At 71.1% G+C, this 17,821-nt stretch carries 12 protein-coding genes; 10 read left to right on the forward strand and 2 right to left on the reverse strand.

The genetic code is table 11. From position 1 onward, the window contains the following. Positions 1–265 precede the first annotated feature (265 nt). From AC2CJA_RS01150 to AC2CJA_RS01195, 10 genes are all read left to right on the forward strand, one after another. Complete coding sequence (locus AC2CJA_RS01150; RefSeq protein ID WP_484600737.1) at positions 266–1,456, forward strand: IS701 family transposase; 1,191 nt, start codon at positions 266–268, stop codon at positions 1,454–1,456. A 356-nt stretch (positions 1,457–1,812) separates the two neighbouring features. Then, positions 1,813–2,262, forward strand: coding sequence for a winged helix-turn-helix transcriptional regulator (locus tag AC2CJA_RS01155; protein ID WP_484600738.1), 450 nt, complete (start codon positions 1,813–1,815; stop codon positions 2,260–2,262). A 142-nt stretch (positions 2,263–2,404) separates the two neighbouring features. Next, complete coding sequence (locus tag AC2CJA_RS01160; RefSeq protein ID WP_484600739.1) at positions 2,405–3,385, forward strand: DUF1702 family protein; 981 nt, start codon at positions 2,405–2,407, stop codon at positions 3,383–3,385. Positions 3,386–3,478: 93 nt separating this feature from the next. Beyond that, positions 3,479–4,465: a DUF1702 family protein gene (locus AC2CJA_RS01165; protein WP_241713145.1), complete on the forward strand. Its 987-nt coding sequence runs from the start codon at positions 3,479–3,481 to the stop codon at positions 4,463–4,465. A 56-nt stretch (positions 4,466–4,521) separates the two neighbouring features. Continuing rightward, on the forward strand, positions 4,522–6,381 hold the full coding sequence (locus AC2CJA_RS01170) for a CRTAC1 family protein (protein WP_484600756.1): 1,860 nt from the start codon (positions 4,522–4,524) through the stop codon (positions 6,379–6,381). Between the two features lie 4 nt (positions 6,382–6,385). Beyond that, positions 6,386–7,456: an enediyne biosynthesis protein gene (locus AC2CJA_RS01175; RefSeq protein WP_484600740.1), complete on the forward strand. Its 1,071-nt coding sequence runs from the start codon at positions 6,386–6,388 to the stop codon at positions 7,454–7,456. Continuing rightward, entirely contained in the window at positions 7,453–13,299 is a 5,847-nt protein-coding gene (locus AC2CJA_RS01180) for a type I polyketide synthase (RefSeq protein ID WP_484600741.1), read from the forward strand. The genes AC2CJA_RS01175 and AC2CJA_RS01180 overlap by 4 nt, the downstream gene beginning before the upstream one ends. Before the next feature lie 3 nt (positions 13,300–13,302). Next, positions 13,303–13,764: an acyl-CoA thioesterase gene (locus AC2CJA_RS01185; protein ID WP_241713140.1), complete on the forward strand. Its 462-nt coding sequence runs from the start codon at positions 13,303–13,305 to the stop codon at positions 13,762–13,764. Then, on the forward strand, positions 13,761–14,306 hold the full coding sequence (locus AC2CJA_RS01190) for a flavin reductase family protein (protein WP_241713139.1): 546 nt from the start codon (positions 13,761–13,763) through the stop codon (positions 14,304–14,306). The genes AC2CJA_RS01185 and AC2CJA_RS01190 overlap by 4 nt, the downstream gene beginning before the upstream one ends. Then, positions 14,303–15,649 (forward strand): cytochrome P450, encoded by a 1,347-nt coding sequence (locus AC2CJA_RS01195; protein WP_484600742.1) that lies wholly within the window; start codon positions 14,303–14,305, stop codon positions 15,647–15,649. The genes AC2CJA_RS01190 and AC2CJA_RS01195 overlap by 4 nt, the downstream gene beginning before the upstream one ends. Before the next feature lie 76 nt (positions 15,650–15,725). Here AC2CJA_RS01195 and AC2CJA_RS01200 read toward each other — a convergent pair whose 3' ends face one another. Both AC2CJA_RS01200 and AC2CJA_RS01205 read right to left on the reverse strand, forming a co-directional pair. After that, positions 15,726–16,499 (reverse strand): helix-turn-helix domain-containing protein, encoded by a 774-nt coding sequence (locus tag AC2CJA_RS01200; protein ID WP_484600743.1) that lies wholly within the window; start codon positions 16,497–16,499, stop codon positions 15,726–15,728. A 56-nt stretch (positions 16,500–16,555) separates the two neighbouring features. Continuing rightward, positions 16,556–17,575 carry a ParB/RepB/Spo0J family partition protein gene (locus tag AC2CJA_RS01205; RefSeq protein WP_484600757.1) on the reverse strand — a complete coding sequence of 340 codons (1,020 nt, stop codon included), beginning with the start codon at positions 17,573–17,575 and terminating at the stop codon, positions 16,556–16,558. Positions 17,576–17,821: the final 246 nt, after the last annotated feature.

Consider the following 17,821-nt stretch of genomic DNA (forward strand, 5'->3'; position numbering starts at 1 on the left):
AGGAAACGCGGGAAGAAGTCCTCGCCATGTAGGGACGGCACGTGAGTGCGACGGCATACAACGTGCCCCGGGGAAGCTCCTCCCGCGCACTGTGGTGCCTCCACCCGGCCGCGGGCCGGACTCCCGGTCCGGCCCGCGGCGTGAGGCGTGAGGCGTGAGTTGGCAAAGTCGCAGAACGTCTTTCCGGGGTCACAAAAAAGAGAACGTTCGCTATTCTTTTGGCGCGCGCCAGCTTGCGGCCTGCCACAGGGAGGGAAGCCACGCCATGACCACGCCCGCCTTGACAAACCCTCTGGACTCGGTGTCCGCGTTCGCCGACAACATCTTCGAGTACTTGCCGCGGACCGATCAGCGCAGGTGGGCGCGGACCTACCTGTGGGGTCTGCTCACCACCCCGGGCAAGAAGTCGGTGCGGCGCCTCGCCTCCGTCTCGGGTTCGCCCACCGCGTTCCAGTCGCTGCATCAGTTCGTCAACGCCAGTCCGTGGGACTGGACACCCGTCCGGGAAGAGCTGGTGCGCTGGGTCGAGCGCCGGGCGCGGACGCAGGCGTGGGTCGTGGATCTGGCGGTGCTGCGCAAGCGCGGGGAGCACTCGTGCGGCGTGCATCGACGCTTCGTCCCCTCCACCGGACGCTCGGTCACATGCCAGGTGGGCGTCGGTGCCTTCCTGGCCACACCGAAGGAGGCCGTCCCCGTCGACTGGCGTCTGATGCTGCCCGGTTCCTGGAGCAAGGATCCGCAGCGCCGTAAACGCGCCCGCATCCCGGACGACGTCCACGGTGGGTCGGCCGAGCGCCACGTCCTGGATCTGCTCGATGCCCTGACCTCGGTCAGCCGCACGGCTCCCGTACCGGTCGTGGCGGACCTGTCAGCCTCTCCCGGCGCAGCCGATCTGGTGCGCGGGCTCGCTCTGCGCGACTGTCGTTTCGCCGTCGCCGTGCCGGACAACTTCAAGATCGTGCTCGGCCGCCACCTGAAGGTCCAGCGGCGCAACGGCCCCGGTGATCACGGTCTGGCTCTCTCCGCACGCAGCATCTTCCAATTCGACACCGGCGGGTTGTTCCAGTTGGAGAAGGTGCCCTCCGACTCCGGGCACAAGCGCGGCACGACCGTCATGTCCAGTCTCGTGCACCTGCCTACGGCACTCATGGACGACTCCCAGCCGCCACGCACCTACCAGTTGTTCGCGGTACGCTCCGCAGGGGACCGCCGCCCCCCCAAACTGTGGCTCACCAGCCTCACACACTCCAGGGTCGAGGAGAGACTCGCGCTGGTGCGGACGCTGCGGCGGACGTCCGAGTCGGTTCGGCGCATGGAGGACTTCGGCCTGCTCGACTTCGAGGGACGTTCCTACCCCGGCTGGCATCATCACATGACCCTTGTGTCGGCGGCGTACGCCTACAGCCGACTCCACGGACCGGAGACGCCGGGGCGGTCGCTGCCGACCGCCGCCTGACCGGGCCGCGCCTGTCGAAGGAGCCGGGCCGGCCCGAGGGCCGAAGCGATTCTTGTCGCCGGTCGGTGTCTGATCGCGCCGAGCCGTGAGGCGACACGGTTCGGCGGCCGCGAGCGTCTTCGGGGGCTCGCGGCCGCCGACCCCTGCTCCGGTCAGGACGGGGACGGCGGGCGTGCCCTGAAGTGTGCGGCCGCAGGGTGGACCCGGGCGTACCGGGGCCACCCTGCCGCGAGACCGAGCACGCGGCACGCGTCATCACCGGGCCGGCCGGCCCGGCGCACAGCGATCCTGGAAGCTCTCGTTCCTCGTCCTCGTCTCCGCAGACACCCCTGGAACTGATCATTTAGGGTAAGCGAATGCTCAGAACCACGTACGAGGGGCAGAACTGCAATCTGGCTCGAACCCTGGAGGTGGTCGGCGAGCGCTGGACGCTTCTGATCGTCCGCTCGGCACTGCTGGGCGTCAAGCGCTTCGACACGTTTCTGGAGCACCTGAACATCGCCCGGAACGTCCTGGCCAAACGCCTCGCCCGGCTCGTCGAGTACGGGGTCATGGAGCGGGTCCCCTACCAGGACAGGCCCATCCGGTACGAGTACCGGCTGACCCCCGCGGGACGAGACCTGACCGGGGCGGTCGTCGCGCTGATGCAGTGGGGCGACCGGAACCTGCCCCCGGATTTCGGTTCGCAGCGCAGGGTTGATCATCTCGGCTGCGACGGCACCGTCCACGTCGAGCTGAGGTGCTCCGGGTGCGGCCGCCGGGTGCACGACGAGGAGGTGGAGGTGCGACGCCCGTGTCGGGGCTGAACACGCTCACCCGTTCCTGAACACCGGCCGGTCCGGCTCGAACACGCCCTCCTGCGCACTCCCGAAGATGCCCGGCGCGCCCCCGGCGCACCACGATGGGCCCTCCGCCACAGGCGGAGCGATCCGTGACAGGAGGGCGATCGTGGCATCCGTGCTGGGAGCGATGCGCAGACTGGTGATGGCTCCGTCCTTGGGGGAGGTGAGCTTCGCGGGCCGCGGGTTCCCGGTGGAGGCCACCGAGAGGACCCGACAACTGGAGGCCGTTCCGCAGGCGGTCGTCTGCGGCTTCGAGTGGGGTATCGGGGACCGCGACCTGGCCGACACCGAACGCCGCCTGGCCATGGTCGAGCCCGGAGTGAGAGGGTTCGCCTACGAGGGCGCCACGATGGCCTGCGTCATCCGCGACGCGATGGGTCCGGGCGGCCACCGGACCCGGGATCTGATGAGGGGCGGCGGCAGGCCGCACGTCTTCCTCAACTACATCGGTATCGGCTTCGCCATGGCACGTCTGCCGCGGCCGCTGTGGCGGAAGGCCGTGCCCGCGCTGACCGGACCCGAGTACTACCCGGCGATGAGCTGGCTGGCTGTGGACGGATACGGCTTCGACCGAGCCTACTTCGACACCAGCCGCTGGGTCGACGCGCAGTGGACGCCCCGGGCCTATCCCTGGGAAGGCGACCGCGGCTACTTCCCGCGCGCGGTCGACCAGGGCATCGGCCGGGCCCTGTGGTTCATCCACGGCGGACACGCCGACCGTGTCCGCGCCGCCGTAAGCGCGTTCGCCGACCGCCGCCGGGCGGACCTGTGGAGCGGTGTCGCACTGGCCGCCACCTACGCGGGCGGGAGCACCTCCGCGAGCCTCGCCGCGCTGCGCGACGCGGCCGGGGAGGCCCGCGGGCACGTGGGCCAGGGGGCCGTGTTCGCCGCGAAGGCACGCCATCATGCCGGTCATGTGCCCGAGCACACCCATACCGCCACCCGGGTGTTCGCGGACCTCGACGTCGAGGCGGCCGCCCGGCTGGCCGACGACTGCGCGGCACCCCGGTCCGGGGCGGGCGGGATACCGGAGTACGAGCTCTGGCGCCGGCACGTGCGTGGACGACTGGCCTGCGCCATGGTTTGAGCAACTACGGAGTAGACGCCCGTCCACCCTCCCTGGATAGATTCGAAATAACCCGTCATTTAAGGGATATTCCACGAGGGGCGGTTTACTGAGTTGTCCACGATCTTCGGTGCGCTGAGGCGCCGCATTCTCACTCCTTCCGTTTCCGAGACGACGCTGGAAAAGCGCGGATTCCATCGGAAGAACCGTCAGGCGCAAGAGCAGCTGGAGAGGGTCGGCCGAACCTTCCTGGAGGGATACGGCTACGCGGTACAGGCGCGGTCCGTGGCCGAGGCGGAGGAGATGCTGGAATCCGTCCCCCGCGCCTACCGCGGGTTCGCCTACGAGGGCGCCGGCATGGGAGCCGCCGTGCACGACGCGCTGCCGGGGCACAGCGGGAGGCTGGAGGGCCTTCTCGCCGGCGGGGGAGGCCGCCACATCTACATGGTCTACGTCGGCGTCGGCTGGGCCATGGCCCGCCTGCCGAGGTTCCTGTGGCCCGCCGTGGAGCGCACCGACCCGCTGCTGCGATGGCTGATCCTGGACGGCTACGGCTTCCACCAGGCGTACTTCCGTACCGATTCCTACGTCCGCACCCCGCATGTGCGGCACTCCTTCAGATGGGCGGGCGGTCCGGACGACTACTCGGCCAAGGTGATCGACCAGGGTATCGGCCGGGCCCTGTGGTTCGTCGGCGGCACCGACCCCGACATCGTCACCGACCTGATCGCCTCCTACCCCGAGGACCGCCGCGGTGACCTGTACGCCGGCGCGGGGCTGGCCGCCACCTACGCCGGCGCGGCCGACGAGGAGGAGCTGCTCCGGTTCGCCGAACGGGCCGGGGAGCACCGCCTCCAACTGGCCCAGGGCGCCGCCTTCGCCGCCGAGGCCCGCGACAGGGCGGGCACCACGATCGCGCACACCCACCTGGCCACCCGTGTGCTGTGCGGCACGACACCCGAGCGGGCGGCGCGGGTGTGTGTCGACCGCAGGCCCGCGCATAGCGGCCACGACGGTGTCCCCTCCTACGAGACATGGCGCCGGGACATCGCCGCCGAGATCGCTTCCACATCGATTCCCCGGAAAGGTGCCGACCTGTGAAAGAAGCAACCGGATGGCTGCGCAAGAATTTGGCGGGAGTCGCCGCCCTCGCGCTTATGGCAGGCACGTTCTACGCGGTGCGTATCCCCGAGACATCCGCTGCCGAAACCGCGGAAATCGCGGACAGATTCTCCTTCGAACCGATGACGGTCGCCATGCCGGCCGGGTTCGAGAAGAAGACGATACGCAAGGTCAACAAAGCGTACGAGCACATCGACGCCTGGATCTCCTCGGTCGGTGCGGGCATCGCCATGAACGACGTGGACGGTGACGGGCTGGCCAACGACCTGTGCATCACCGACCCGCGCACCGACCAGGTCGTCGTGACACCCTCGCCCAACCGGGAGGTCGCCTACCAGCCCTTCGCCCTCGACCCTGCCCCGCTACCGGTCGACAAGACGATGGCGCCGATGGGGTGCGTGCCCGGCGACTTCAACGAGGACGGCGCCACCGACCTGCTCGTGTACTACTGGGGCCGCACTCCCATCGTCTTCCTCGCCGAGGACGAGGGCGGGGACGGCAAGGGCAAGAGCCTCGTGCCCGGCTCCTTCCGCCCCACCGAGCTCCTGCCCGGCAAAGAAGGCCCCCGGTACACCGGCCCGCTGTGGAACTCCAACGCCGCCGCCGTCGCCGACTTCGACGGCGACGGCCACGACGACATCTTCATCGGCAACTACTTCCCCGACAGTCCCGTCCTGGACCCGTCCAAGGACGGCGACGTCGTGATGAACGACTCGCTCTCCCACGCCCAGAACGGCGGCGGCGGCCACTTCTTCCGGTGGACCGAGCACGGCTACGAGAAGACCGACGGCTCCCTGCCACAGAGCATCAGCCACGGGTGGACGCTCGGTGTGTCCGCCGCCGACCTCGACGGCGACCGGCTGCCGGAGCTGTACCTGGCCCACGACTTCGGCACCTCCGCCCTGCTGCACAACACCTCCCGCCCCGGCCGCATCGAGTTCGCCCAGGTCAAGTCCGTCCATTCGGGCACCGTGCCCAAGTCCAAGGAGATCGGCCGCAGTTCCTTCAAGGGCATGGGCGTCGACTTCGGCGACCTGGACAACGACGGCCTGTACGACATGTTCGTCAGCAACATCACCACCTCGTTCGGCATCCAGGAGTCCAACTTCGCCTTCATCGGCACGGCCGGCAGCAGAGCCGAGGTGCGAGCCCGTCTGGAGGACGGCGAGGCGCCCTTCGAGGACCGGAGCACCGACCTCGGTCTCGCATGGTCCGGCTGGGGCTGGGACGTGAAGACGGCCGACTTCGACAACGACGGTGTCCTGGAGATCGCCCAAGCCCTCGGCTTCGTCAAGGGCAAGAACAACCGCTGGCCGCAACTGCAGGAGCTGGCCACCGCCAACGACGCGCTGATCTCCAACCCCACCTGGTGGCCGAACGTCCAAGAGGGCGACGACCTCGCCGGAAGCCAGACCATGCGCCTGTTCGCCAAGGGCGAGGACGGCAGGTACACCGACCTGTCTCCCGCGCTCGGCCTCGCCGTCCCCGTCCCCAGCCGGGGCATCGCCACCGGCGATGTCGACGGCGACGGGCGCCTCGACCTCGCGGTCGCCCACCAGTGGGGCGAGCCGGGCTTCTACCACAACGTCGGCGAGGACGCCGGCGCCTACCTCGGGCTCCGGCTCACCCACCCCTCCGGCTCACCCGCGGTCGGCGCGGAGGTCCGCGTCACCCTGCCCGGCGGGACCGAACGCGTCAGTCGCGTCGACGGCGGCGGCGGCCACTCCGGCAAGCGCAGCTCCGAGGTGCACATCGGCCTCGGCCACGACGTCCGGGGCCCGGTCAGCGTCCGGTTGACCTGGCGGGACCGCACGGGCGACGTACACGAGCAGCGGCTGCGTCTGTCCCCCGGCCGCCACAGCATCCAGCTCGGAACCCAGGCCAAGGAGCAGTGACCCCATGTCCGCACAGCAGAAGGCGCCGGCCGCTCCGCGCCACAATCCGAAAGTCATAACGGCCCTGCGCCGGTTCGCGATCTCGATCTCCGTGCTCAACATATTCGGCTACACCGTCCTGGGCTTCGAGCAGCCGTGGACCTGGCCGTTCATCGCCCTGGTCACCGCCTACACGGTGGAGATCGTCCTGGAGGCGATCGGTGCCCGCTCCGAGGGCCGGACGCCCCGGTTCCGCGGCAACGGCCCCCGCGGGCTGATGGAGTTCCTCTACCCGGCCCACATCACCGCCCTGGCGGTGAACATGCTCACCTACGTCAACGACCAGGTATGGGTCATGGTGTTCGGCGTCATCGTCGCCGTGGGCACCAAGTGGGTGCTGCGCGCGCCGGTACGCGGCCGGATGCGGCACTTCATGAACCCGTCGAACTTCGGCATCGCCGTCATCCTGCTGCTCTTCCCCTGGGGTGGTATCGCCCCGCCCTACCACTTCACCGAGTACCTCGACGGCGGCTTCGACTGGCTCGTCCCGGCCGTCATCATCGTCCTGGGCACGATGCTCAACGCCAAGCTCACCGAGCGCATGTGGCTGATCCTCGCCTGGGTGGGCGGCTACGTCCTGCAGGCCGTCGTCCGAGGCCTGCTGTTCGACACCTCCATCCCCGCGGCCCTGGCGATGACGACCGGCGTGGCGTTCGTGCTCTTCACCAACTACATGATCACCGATCCGGGGACCACCCCGTCCTCCAAATGGGGCCAGATCGCTTTCGGCGGCGGCGTCGCGGCCGCGTACGGCGTGCTCACCGCGCTCAACGTCGCCTACGGCATCTTCTTCGCCACCGCCCTGGTCTGCCTGGTCCGCGGCGCCCACCTGTGGACGGTCGACATCCTGGAGCGCGGGCGTGCCCAGGAGCGCGAGCACAAGGACCCCGCGGCACCGGACCAGATCGGCGCCGGAGAACTGTCCCCCGAACGATTCGCCGCCGGGGAGTGCGCCGGCGGCTGCGCCGGCGAGTGCGTCTGCCCGGCCGAGCCCGCCGCGAAGTCCGCTCCGCAGAAGGTCGGGGTGGCGGCATGACCAGGATCGCCATCGTCGGCATGGCCTGCCGCTATCCCGACGCCGCCGGTCCCCGCGAGCTGTGGGACAACGCCGTCGCCGGGCGCCGGGCCTTCCGCCGGCTGCCCGAGGTGCGCATGCGCCTGGAGGACTACTGGGACGCCGATCCCGCCGCCCCCGACCGCTTCTACGCGCGCAACGCGGCGGTCCTGGAGGGGTACGAGTTCGACCGGGTCGCCCACCGGATCGCGGGCAGCACCTACCGCTCGACCGACCTCACCCACTGGCTCGCCCTGGACACCGCAGGACGAGCCCTGGCCGACGCCGGGTTCACCGGCGGCCAGGGGCTGCCTCGCGAGCGTACCGGCGTCGTGGTCGGCAACACCCTCACCGGCGAGTTCGCCCGGGCCAACGTGATGCGGCTGCGCTGGCCGTACGTGCGCCGCGTCATGGCCGAGGCGCTCAGGGGCCAGCAGGACTGGGACGACGACCGGGTCTCGGAGTTCCTGGCCGGTGTGGAGACCGCCTACAAGGAACCCTTCCCGGCCGTCGACGAGGACACGCTGGCCGGGGGGCTGGCCAACACCATCGCCGGCCGGGTCTGCAACCACTTCGACCTGGGCGGTGGCGGTTACACCGTGGACGGCGCGTGCTCCTCCTCGCTGCTGTCGGTCACCACGGCCGGCACCTCGCTGCTGAGCGGTGACATCGATGTCGCCGTCGCGGGCGGGGTGGACCTGTCGATCGACCCGTTCGAGATCATCGGTTTCGCCAAGACCGGAGCCCTGGCCAAGGGCGAGATGCGTCTGTACGACCGCGGCTCCAACGGATTCTGGCCCGGTGAGGGCTGCGGCATGGTCGTCCTGATGCGGGAGGAGGACGCCCTGGCGGGCAACCACCGCATCTACGCGACGATCGCCGGCTGGGGCGTGTCCTCCGACGGCCAGGGCGGCATCACCCGCCCCGAGGTGAGCGGCTACCGGCTCGCCCTGCGCAGGGCGTACGAGCGGGCCGGGTTCGGCATCGACACCGTGCCGCTGTTCGAGGGCCACGGCACCGGCACCGCGGTCGGCGACCGTACCGAGCTGTCCGCGCTGATGAGTGCCCGGGCCGCGGTCAACCCCGAGGTCCCGGTCGCGGCCATCACCTCCATCAAGGGCATGATCGGCCACACCAAGGCAGCGGCCGGCATCGCCGGTCTGATCAAGTCGGCGATGGCCGTCGACAACCAGGTCCTGCCCCCGGCCATCGGCTGTGTCGAGCCGCACGAGCTGCTCACCGGCGAACAGGCCAACCTGCGGGCCCTGCGCACGGCCGAGGCCTGGCCGCAGGGCACGCCGCGGCGCGCGGCCATCACCGCCATGGGATTCGGCGGGATCAACACCCACGTCGTGCTGGACGAACCCGCCGCCCGCCGGCGTACGGCGCCCGACCGCCGCTCCGTCACGCTGGCGCGCTCCGCGCAGGACTGCGAACTGCTGCTGCTGGAGGGCGACTCGCCCGCGGCCCTGGGCGCCCGGATCGCCGAGGTCGCCGACTTCGTGGCCGAGGTCTCCTACGCCCAGGTCGCCGACCTGGCCGCCACGCTCCAGAACCGGCTGCGGGGCCTGCCGTACCGCGCCGCGGTCGTGACCTCCTCCCCGGAGGACGCCGAGCGCCGGCTGCGGAGCCTGGCCGACATCCTGGACGGGGGCGAGCACACGCACTTCGCCCCGGACGGCCGCGGCTTCCTGGGGCACGCCACCGGCCGCGGCCGGATCGGTTTCCTCTTTCCCGGGCAGGGCTCGGGCAGGGGCACCGGCGGCGGCGCGCTGCGCCGCCGCTTCCCCGAGGCGGCGGAGGTCTACGACATGGCCGACCTGCCCGCCACCGGCGACATGGTCGCCACCGACGTGGCCCAGCCGCGTATCGCCACCGGCTCGGCGGCCGGGCTGCGTGTCCTGGACACCCTGCGGGTGGAGGCGACCGTCGCCCTGGGCCACAGCCTGGGCGAGCTGTCCGCCCTGCACTGGGCCGGCGCGCTGGACGAGGAGATCCTGCTGGAGGCGGCCCGGGTCCGCGGCCGCGCGATGGCCGAGCACAGTGCCTCGGGCACCATGGCCTCGCTGGCGGCCGGTCCGCAGGAGGCCGAGCGGCTCGCCGAGGGGCTGCCCGTCGTCGTCGCCGGGTACAACGGCCCCGAGCAGACCGTCGTGGCCGGACCGGTGGAAGCGGTCGAGGAGGTGGCCGGCCGCGCCGCCGCGGCGGGGGTCGGCTGCACCCGGCTCGCGGTTTCCCACGCCTTCCACTCCCCGCTGGTGGCGCCGGCCGCGGGCTCCTTCGGCGACTGGCTCGCCGGCGCCCGCCTCGGCGAGGTGGGTGCCCGGGTGGTCTCCACCGTCACCGGCGGGGAACTGGCACGCGACACGGACCTGGCCGGCCTGCTGCGGCGGCAGATCACCGACCCCGTGCTGTTCACCCAGGCTGTCACCGCGGCCGCCCAGGACATCGACCTGTTCGTCGAGGTCGGTCCGGGACGGGTGCTGAGCTCACTGGCGACGGCGGCCACCGGCGTCCCGTCCGTCGCGCTGGACACCGACGACGAGTCGCTGCGCGGACTGCTGGGTGCGGTCGGCGCCGCCTACGTCGTCGGCGCGCCCGTCGCCGGTGAGCGGCTCTTCCAGGACCGGCTGGTCCGGCCGCTGGAGGTGGGACAGGAGTTCAGCTTCCTGGCCAATCCCTGCGAACAGGCCCCGCGAGTGGATCTGCCCGCCCGACAGCCGGTCCGGGCCGGGGACACAACCGCTGCGGCCACCGACGGGACTGCCGAGGCCGCCGCCGCGACCGTGACCGTGACCGCGGAGCATGCGGACACGGGCGGCGCGCCGGCCCTCGAGGTGCTGCGCGGTCTCGTCGCCGAGCGGGCCGAGCTGCCCGCCGACCTCGTCGCCGACGACAGCAGGCTTCTGGACGACCTGCACATGAGTTCCATCACGGTCGGCCAGATCGTCAACCAGGCCGCCTCCCGCCTGGGCATCGAGGCGGCCCGGGTACCGACCAACTTCGCCACCGCGACACTCGCCGAACTCGCCGAGGCGCTGCAGACGCTGGCCGCCACCAGCGGCCAGGACGGCGGTGATGAGGCGGCGGCCGTCGTCGGCGCCGCCTCGTGGGCGCGCCCGTTCGCCGTGGACCTGGACGAGGTGCCGCTGCCCCGGGCCGCCGGCCCCGGGTCCGACGGGGCCTGGAAGCTGTTCGCGCCGAAGGACCATCCGGTGGCCGGGGAGCTGCGCGAGGCCCTCCAGCGCGCCGGAGTCGGTCCGGGGGTGCTGGTGTGCCTGCCCGCGCAGTGCTCCCCGGAACAGATCGAGCGGGCGCTCGCCGGAGCGAAGGAGTCCCTGGCCGGTGAGCGCGACCGGCGCTTCGTCCTGGTACAGGACGGCCGGGGTGCGGCCGGACTCGCGAAGACGCTCCACCAGGAGGCACCGCGGCTGCGCACGACAGTCGTCCACACCGCCATGGAGGACGGTGCGGTCGGGCGTGTCGTGGCCGAGGTGGCCGCGACCAACCGGTTCTCCGAGGTCCACTACGGCGTGGACGGGGTGCGCCGCGTACCGACGCTGCGGGCCCTGCCCGTCCAGGCGGAGCGCTCCGACACCCCGCTCGGCGCCTCGGACGTTCTTCTGGTGACCGGTGGAGGCAAGGGCATCTCCGCCGAGTGCGCTCTGTCGCTCGCGCTGGACAGCGGTGCGCGGCTGGCCGTGCTCGGCCGCTCCGACCCCGCCTCGGACCGGGAGCTGGCCGACAACCTGGGGCGGATGGCCGACAACGGCGTGACCGTGCGCTACGCGCGCGCCGATGTCACCGAACCGGACCAGGTCCGCGCCGCCGTCACCGAACTGGAGCGGGAGCTGGGCCCGGTCACCGGCCTGCTGCACGGTGCCGGGCGCAACGAGCCGGGGCCGCTGCACACACTGGAGCCGGCCGACTTCCGCCGCACCTTCGCGCCCAAGGTGGACGGTCTGCGGACCGTGCTGGAGGCAGTCGGTCCGGGCAACCTGAAGCTGCTGGTCACCTTCGGCAGCATCATCGGCCGCGCCGGCCTGCGGGGCGAGGCCCACTACGCCACCGCCAATGAGTGGCTGGCCGACCTCACCGAGGAAGTCGCCCGTGCCCACCCGCGGCTCCGCGCCCGCTGCGTGGAGTGGTCGGTGTGGTCCGGGGTCGGCATGGGCGAGAAGCTCTCGGTCGTCGAGTCGCTCGCCCGTGAGGGCATCACGCCCGTCTCCCCGGACCAGGGCGTGGAGATCCTGCGGCGGCTGGTCTGCGACCCGGACGCGCCCGTGGTGACGGTCGTCAGCGGCCGTACCGAGGGCATCGAGACGGTCCGGCGCGACCTGCCGACCCTGCCGCTGCTGCGGTTCACCGGCAACCCCCTGATCCGCTACCACGGGGTGGAACTGGTCACCGAGGTCGAGCTGAACGCGGGTACCGACCCCTACCTAGCCGACCACCTGCTGGACGGCAACCTCCTCATGCCCGCCGTCATGGGCATGGAGGCCATGGTCCAGGTCGCGGCCGCGGCCACCGGGTGGACCGGTACGCCGGTGATCGAGGACGCCCGCTTCCTGCGGCCCATCGTGGTCCCGCCGAACGGCAGCGCCACGATCCGCGTCGCCGCGGCCGTCACCGGCGCCGATACCGTCGATGTCGCCGTCCACGCCCAGGACACCGGTTTCGCGGCGGAGCACTTCCGCGCCCGGCTGGTCTACTCCGGCGCCGCCGTACCGGACGGCCCGCCCCTGCAGACCGCCCCGGGCACTTCGCAGGTCCCGCTGGATCCGGCGGCCGACCTGTACGGCAGCATCCTCTTCCAGGGGGAGCGCTTCCAGCGGCTGCGCCGCTTCCACCGGGCCGCGGCGCGCCATGTGGACGCGACCGTGGAGGTACGGGGGCCGCAGGGCTGGTTCGCCGGTTTCCTCCCGGGCGAGCTGCTGCTGGCCGATCCCGGCATGCGCGACGCGCTGATGCACGGCAACCAGGTGTGCGTTCCCGACGCCACCTTGCTGCCCTCGGGCGTCGAGCGCATCCACCCGCTCGGCGCCGGCCCGAACGTCCCGCGGGAACTGCGCTACTGCGCGGTCGAGCGCAGCCGTGACGGTGACACCTATGTGTACGACATCGCGGTCCGGGACACCGACGGCACCGTCGTCGAGCGGTGGGAGGGCCTGACCCTCCACGCGGTGCGCAAGAACGACGGTTCCGGGCCCTGGGCCGCACCTCTGCTGGGGCCCTACCTGGAGCGGAGGCTGGAGGATGTACTCGGAGTCCGCGTCGCGGTCGCCGTCGAGCCGCACGGCGACGCCCCGGCCGGGTCCGTGGCCGAACGCCGCGCGTTCACCTCGGCCGCGGCCTCCCGGGCCCTGGAGGGCCCCGTGACCGTACGTCACCGGCCGGACGGACGACCGGAGATCGACGAGGGCCGGTGCCTGTCGGCCGCACACGGCCCGGGGATCACCCTCAGCACGGTGGCGGACACGGAGGTCGCCTGCGACGTCGAGGCAGTGCGCATGCGCCCGGCGGAGGAGTGGGAAGGCCTGCTCGGCGAGTACGCGGCCGTGGCGGAACTGGTCGCCAAGGAGACCGGTGAGGCGCCCGACACCGCCGCCACCCGGGTGTGGAGCGCCGTCGAGTGCCTGCGGAAGGCCGGGGTCATGGCCGGCGCCCCGCTGACAGTGCTGCCCCCGGACAAGGACGCCTGGGTGCTCCTCACCGCGGGCGGACTGCGGATCGCGACCTTCGTAACCGCTCTCAGGGAGAGTCTGGAACCCGTCGTCTTCGCATTCCTCACGCACGAACCGGAACTCACCGAAGGGCGGTCATAGGCCATGTCGGACGACTACTTCGAGTACCGGCACACGGTCGGGTTCGAGGAAACCAACCTTGTCGGAAATGTCTACTACGTCAACTACCTGCGGTGGCAGGGACGCTGCCGCGAGCTGTTCCTCAAGCAGAAGGCCCCCGACGTCCTCGCCGATGTCCAGGAGGACCTGAAGCTGTTCACGCTGAAGGTGGACTGCGAGTTCTTCGCCGAGATCACCGCCTTCGACGAACTCTCCGTCCGGATGCGGCTGTCGGAACTGGGCGGGACGCAACTGGAGTTCACCTTCGACTACGTCAAGGTGACCGAGGACGGCACCGAGACGCTGGTTGCCCGGGGCAGGCAGCGGATCGCGTGCATGCGCGGACCGAACACCGCCACCGTCCCCTCACCCATACCCGACGCGCTGGCCCGGGCACTGGAGCCGTACACGGCCCGGGCCCGGGTGCTGGCGGGGAGGACGGCATGAGCTCACCCGCCGTATCGCCGCCGGAGCGCTCCCGGGCCGGGGATCCGGCACGGCTGAGACGAACCTTCGGGGCGTTCGCCACCGGCGTGACCGTGGTCACGGTCGGTGGTGACGCCCCGCGGGGCATGACGGCCAACTCCTTCACCTCCGTCTCGCTCGCCCCCCCGCTGGTCCTGGTCTGCGTCGGCAAGGACGCGGTCATGCACCGCACCCTCGCCCACTCACGGACCTTCTCGGTCTCGGTACTCGGCGCCGGTCAGGAGGACGTGGCCCGGCACTTCGCCGACCGGTCCCGGCCGATGGGCGCCGGCCAGTTCGAGGCGTTCGGCCGTCTGGAGGGTCTGGCCTGCGACGCTCCTCTCGTTCCGGGGGCCGCGGCGTACTTCGAGTGCGAGAAGTGGCGGGAGTACGACGGCGGTGACCACACCATCTACCTGGGGGAGGTACTCCGTGAGGAGGACCTCCCCGACCGGGGTGCGCTGCTGTTCCACCGCGGGTGCCTGCGCGGTCTGGCCACGCGGGCGCCCGAGGCGGCGGCATGAGTGTCTACCCGCCCGGGCCGCCGGCGGCGGCCCTGCCCGGGCTGCTGAGGAAGTTCGCCGTGGACCGGCTGGCGATGGTGCGGGACGCGGCCGCGCTGGGCGACGCCGTACGGGTGGTGATGGGTCCCAGGAAGCTGTACGTCTTCAACCGCCCGGAGCACGCCAAGCACGTGCTGGCCGACAACGCGGCCAACTACCGCAAGGGCATCGGCCTGGTGCAGGCCCGGAGCGTCCTGGGCGACGGACTGCTCACCAGCGAGGGCGACCTGTGGCGCGCCCAGCGCAGTAACGTGCAGCCCGCCTTCAGACCGGCCCGCATCACCGCCCAGGCCGAGGCCGTGGCCCAGGAGGCGGCCGGGCTCGTCGCATCGCTGAGGGCCCGGGGGAAGGAGGGGCCGGTCGATGTCCTGGAGGAGGTCACCGGTCTCACCCTCGGGGTCCTGGGCCGCACCCTGCTCGACACCGACCTGCACGCCTACGACTCCATCGCGCACGCCTTCGAGGCCGTGCAGGACCAGGCGATGTTCGACATGGCCACCCAGGACCTGGTGCCCTCGTGGCTGCCGCTGCCAGTCCAGCGGCGCTTCCGCCGGGCCCGCGGGGAACTGGTCCGGATCGTCGACGCGCTGGTGGCCGACCGCTCCTCGCGCATGGACGACGAGGACGGCGCCGACGACGCGCTGGCACGGATGATCCTCGCCGCGCGCCGCCACACCGACCCCCGCGCGGGCCGCCGGCTGCTGCGGGAGGAGCTGGTCACGCTGCTGCTGGCCGGGCACGAGACGACGGCGAGCACCCTGGGCTGGGTCTTCCACCTGCTGGCGGTGCACCCGCACGCCCGGGACCTGGTGCGCGAGGAGGCCGGGAGCGTCCTGGGCGGCCGCGTACCCGGGGCGGACGATCTGCGGAGGCTGACGTACACCACTCAGGTGGTGCAGGAAGCCATGCGGCTGTATCCGCCGGTGTGGGTCCTGCCCCGGGTCGCACGGCGCGGCGACGAGGTCGGCGGGTACACGGTGTCGGCGGGGGCTGACGTGCTGGTGTGTCCCTACACGCTCCACCGTCACCCGGAGTTCTGGGAGGAGCCGGAGCGGTTCGACCCCGGGCGGTTCGATCCGTCGCGAAGCGCCAGCCGGCCCCGGTACGCGTACATCCCCTTCGGCGCGGGTCCCCGGTTCTGCGTCGGCAGCAGCCTGGGGATGATGGAGGCCGTCTTCGTCACGGCGCTGGTCACCCGTGACCTCGACCTGTCCGTCGTGCGGGGGCACACGGCGGTCGCGGAGCCGATGCTTTCCCTGCGGATGCGCGGAGGGCTGCCGATGACGGTCAGGGGCGCGCGGTGACGGGACGCGGGCGCACGCGGAAGGCCGGCCGCGGGGTTTGCCCCGGTCGGCCTTCCGTCCTCCGGCGGTGGAGATGTCAGCCCGCCACCGCCCGCAGTGCGCTCGTGCGCATGTCGAGAAGGGCCATCAGCACCGGCGGGTCCTGGATGTCCAGCGGGCGCAGGACGATGTCGGCCGGCATCAGCAGCGTGTCGGCGTGCACGGTGACCGGACCGTACCGCCCGACGGAGACGACGGCCTTGCGATCGGCACCCGAGGACAGGCGCTCGTGACCGTACGGAACGGAGTGCACGAGGACATGCCAGGAGCCGGCGGGGATGTCCGCCAGCTCGAAGGCCCCGGGGCGCTCCAGGACGGTGCAGCGCACCGGTCGGCCCTGGGGTGCCGGGGTGGGGAAGAGGCCGACGAAACAATACCCCGGGGAGCGGTCCTCCGGGAGCCACACCCGGCCGCGCAGTACGGCACGTGTGGAGTCCTGCGCGGTGGTCGTCCTTCCCTCCCGAAGCTCGGGTGCGAACCCGTCCGTCGCCCGGAACATGCTCGGGGAGACACCCACACAGGACTTGAAACGCGAACTGAAGGTACCGACGCTGCTGTATCCGACCTGACTGCTGATGTCGGCCACACTGAGATCGGTTTCCAGCAGCAGGCGCTTGGCCTCCTGCAGACGCAGGGCGGAGAGGAAACGACCGGGGGATATGCCTGTTACATCCCTGAAAACGCGAGTGAAGTGGAACTTGCTGAACATCGCCGTACGTGCCATCTCGTCGATGGTCAGCTCCTGGCCGAGGTTGGCATGCATGTCGTCGATAACCCGGCGAACGGCGTGCTCGATAGCGGTGGTGGGCACCGTTTCCCCCTGTTGTTGAGTGAGACGTCTTCTCGGCTTTTCGAAAGTGCACGCGGCTATGAGGATGAGGCTCTTCCGGTCAGCCGCCCGGACAGTTCGTCGGCGAACCTTTTCCAGCTTCCGGAGCACTGGAGGGCCAGTTCCGCGACGGTGGCGGAGCAGTGAGGCGGAACGGCGTCCGCGTACTGCCGCCAGGAGTCGTCCACCACGAAGTGTGCGTGGAGCCAGCGCAGCAGGTGACGGCCGGACTCGGTGTGGCGGAGAGACGGATCGCGGGCGAGTTTGTGCAGCGTCTCCACCGCGAGACGGGCCCGGCCGGCCCGGACCGGGAAGTCGCCGCCGGGCATGTCCTGCTCGCGCAGGAGGCGTACCGTGCCCTCCGCGGTGGTGTCCTCCTCGTCGGCGGCCGGTTCCGGCGAGGTCTTCCCGCGTGGCTGCCTACGGCCGACGGGAACGGGCGACTCTCCTCTCAGCAGCCGCTGCCGTACATCGTGCGCGGTCCCCAAAGAGAGTCCCGTCTCCTTGACGATGGCCCGCAGCGGAAGGTCCGGACGGCTGGTCATGAGCCGCGCGGCGTGTATCCGCTCGGCTGTGCGGTCCAGGGGGTAGGTCTTTCCGTCGGAACCGACCCGGTTGTTCGACCGAGGAGAATCCCCGGCTGAACGCCTGCGTGCGGCGGCCACGGTCTTGGCGTCCAAACCGACGCAGGCGGCGACGGCACGGTCCGACAGGTCCGGATGGGTGCCGAAGATCCGGAGGGCGGCCGCCTTACGGTCCGCGACCGACAGCGGCAGCCCGTGGGAGACGTTGGCCGTGACCGCCCGCAGGAAAGCGTCCTCCTCCGCTCCGTCGAAATACCGGACTTCGACGAACTCCGCCCCTTTCAGGATCGCCGCCGCTACCCGGTGCATTCCGTCTACTACCCGCATCGTCGTGCGGTGGACAAGGACGGGCGGAAGGCTTGCGTACACTTCGGCAAGTCGGTGGACATGAGTCTCGTCGACACCGTTCAGACGTGGTGAGTCGGCTGGGAGTAGCTCCCCGATCCGCACCCTGTGTGTGAATTCGTGCGGCAGAGCCAGGGTTCTGTCGACGCTTTCCAACTCTCCCCCAAGATGAGAACGAATTGCCCTTCGGCATGTCGGAACGCTTCGCGGTAAACCGTGGCCGCGAACAGCAAACGCGCCCGAAGAGACCGTACTGGCCGACTGTTCTGTTCGCCTGGGCAGCGGAACGACGCTTCGACTTCGGCTAGTTGCTTCAAGAGACTCGACGTTCTCCCGAAAGGGGACAGGCAGTTGCCCGAAAAGACTCAGCAGCTC

It is taken from the genome of Streptomyces sp. ATLC9 (genome assembly GCF_057196705.1).

Coding starts and splice junctions, on each gene's coding strand:
- AC2CJA_RS01180 (WP_484600741.1), top strand. CDS start 7,453: ATGACCAGGATCGCCATCGTCGGCATGGCCTGCCGCTATCCCGACGCC.
- AC2CJA_RS01195 (WP_484600742.1), top strand. CDS start 14,303: ATGAGTGTCTACCCGCCCGGGCCGCCGGCGGCGGCCCTGCCCGGGCTG.
- AC2CJA_RS01175 (WP_484600740.1), top strand. CDS start 6,386: ATGTCCGCACAGCAGAAGGCGCCGGCCGCTCCGCGCCACAATCCGAAA.
- AC2CJA_RS01155 (WP_484600738.1), top strand. CDS start 1,813: ATGCTCAGAACCACGTACGAGGGGCAGAACTGCAATCTGGCTCGAACC.
- AC2CJA_RS01150 (WP_484600737.1), top strand. CDS start 266: ATGACCACGCCCGCCTTGACAAACCCTCTGGACTCGGTGTCCGCGTTC.
- AC2CJA_RS01170 (WP_484600756.1), top strand. CDS start 4,522: ATGGCAGGCACGTTCTACGCGGTGCGTATCCCCGAGACATCCGCTGCC.
- AC2CJA_RS01190 (WP_241713139.1), top strand. CDS start 13,761: ATGAGCTCACCCGCCGTATCGCCGCCGGAGCGCTCCCGGGCCGGGGAT.
- AC2CJA_RS01185 (WP_241713140.1), top strand. CDS start 13,303: ATGTCGGACGACTACTTCGAGTACCGGCACACGGTCGGGTTCGAGGAA.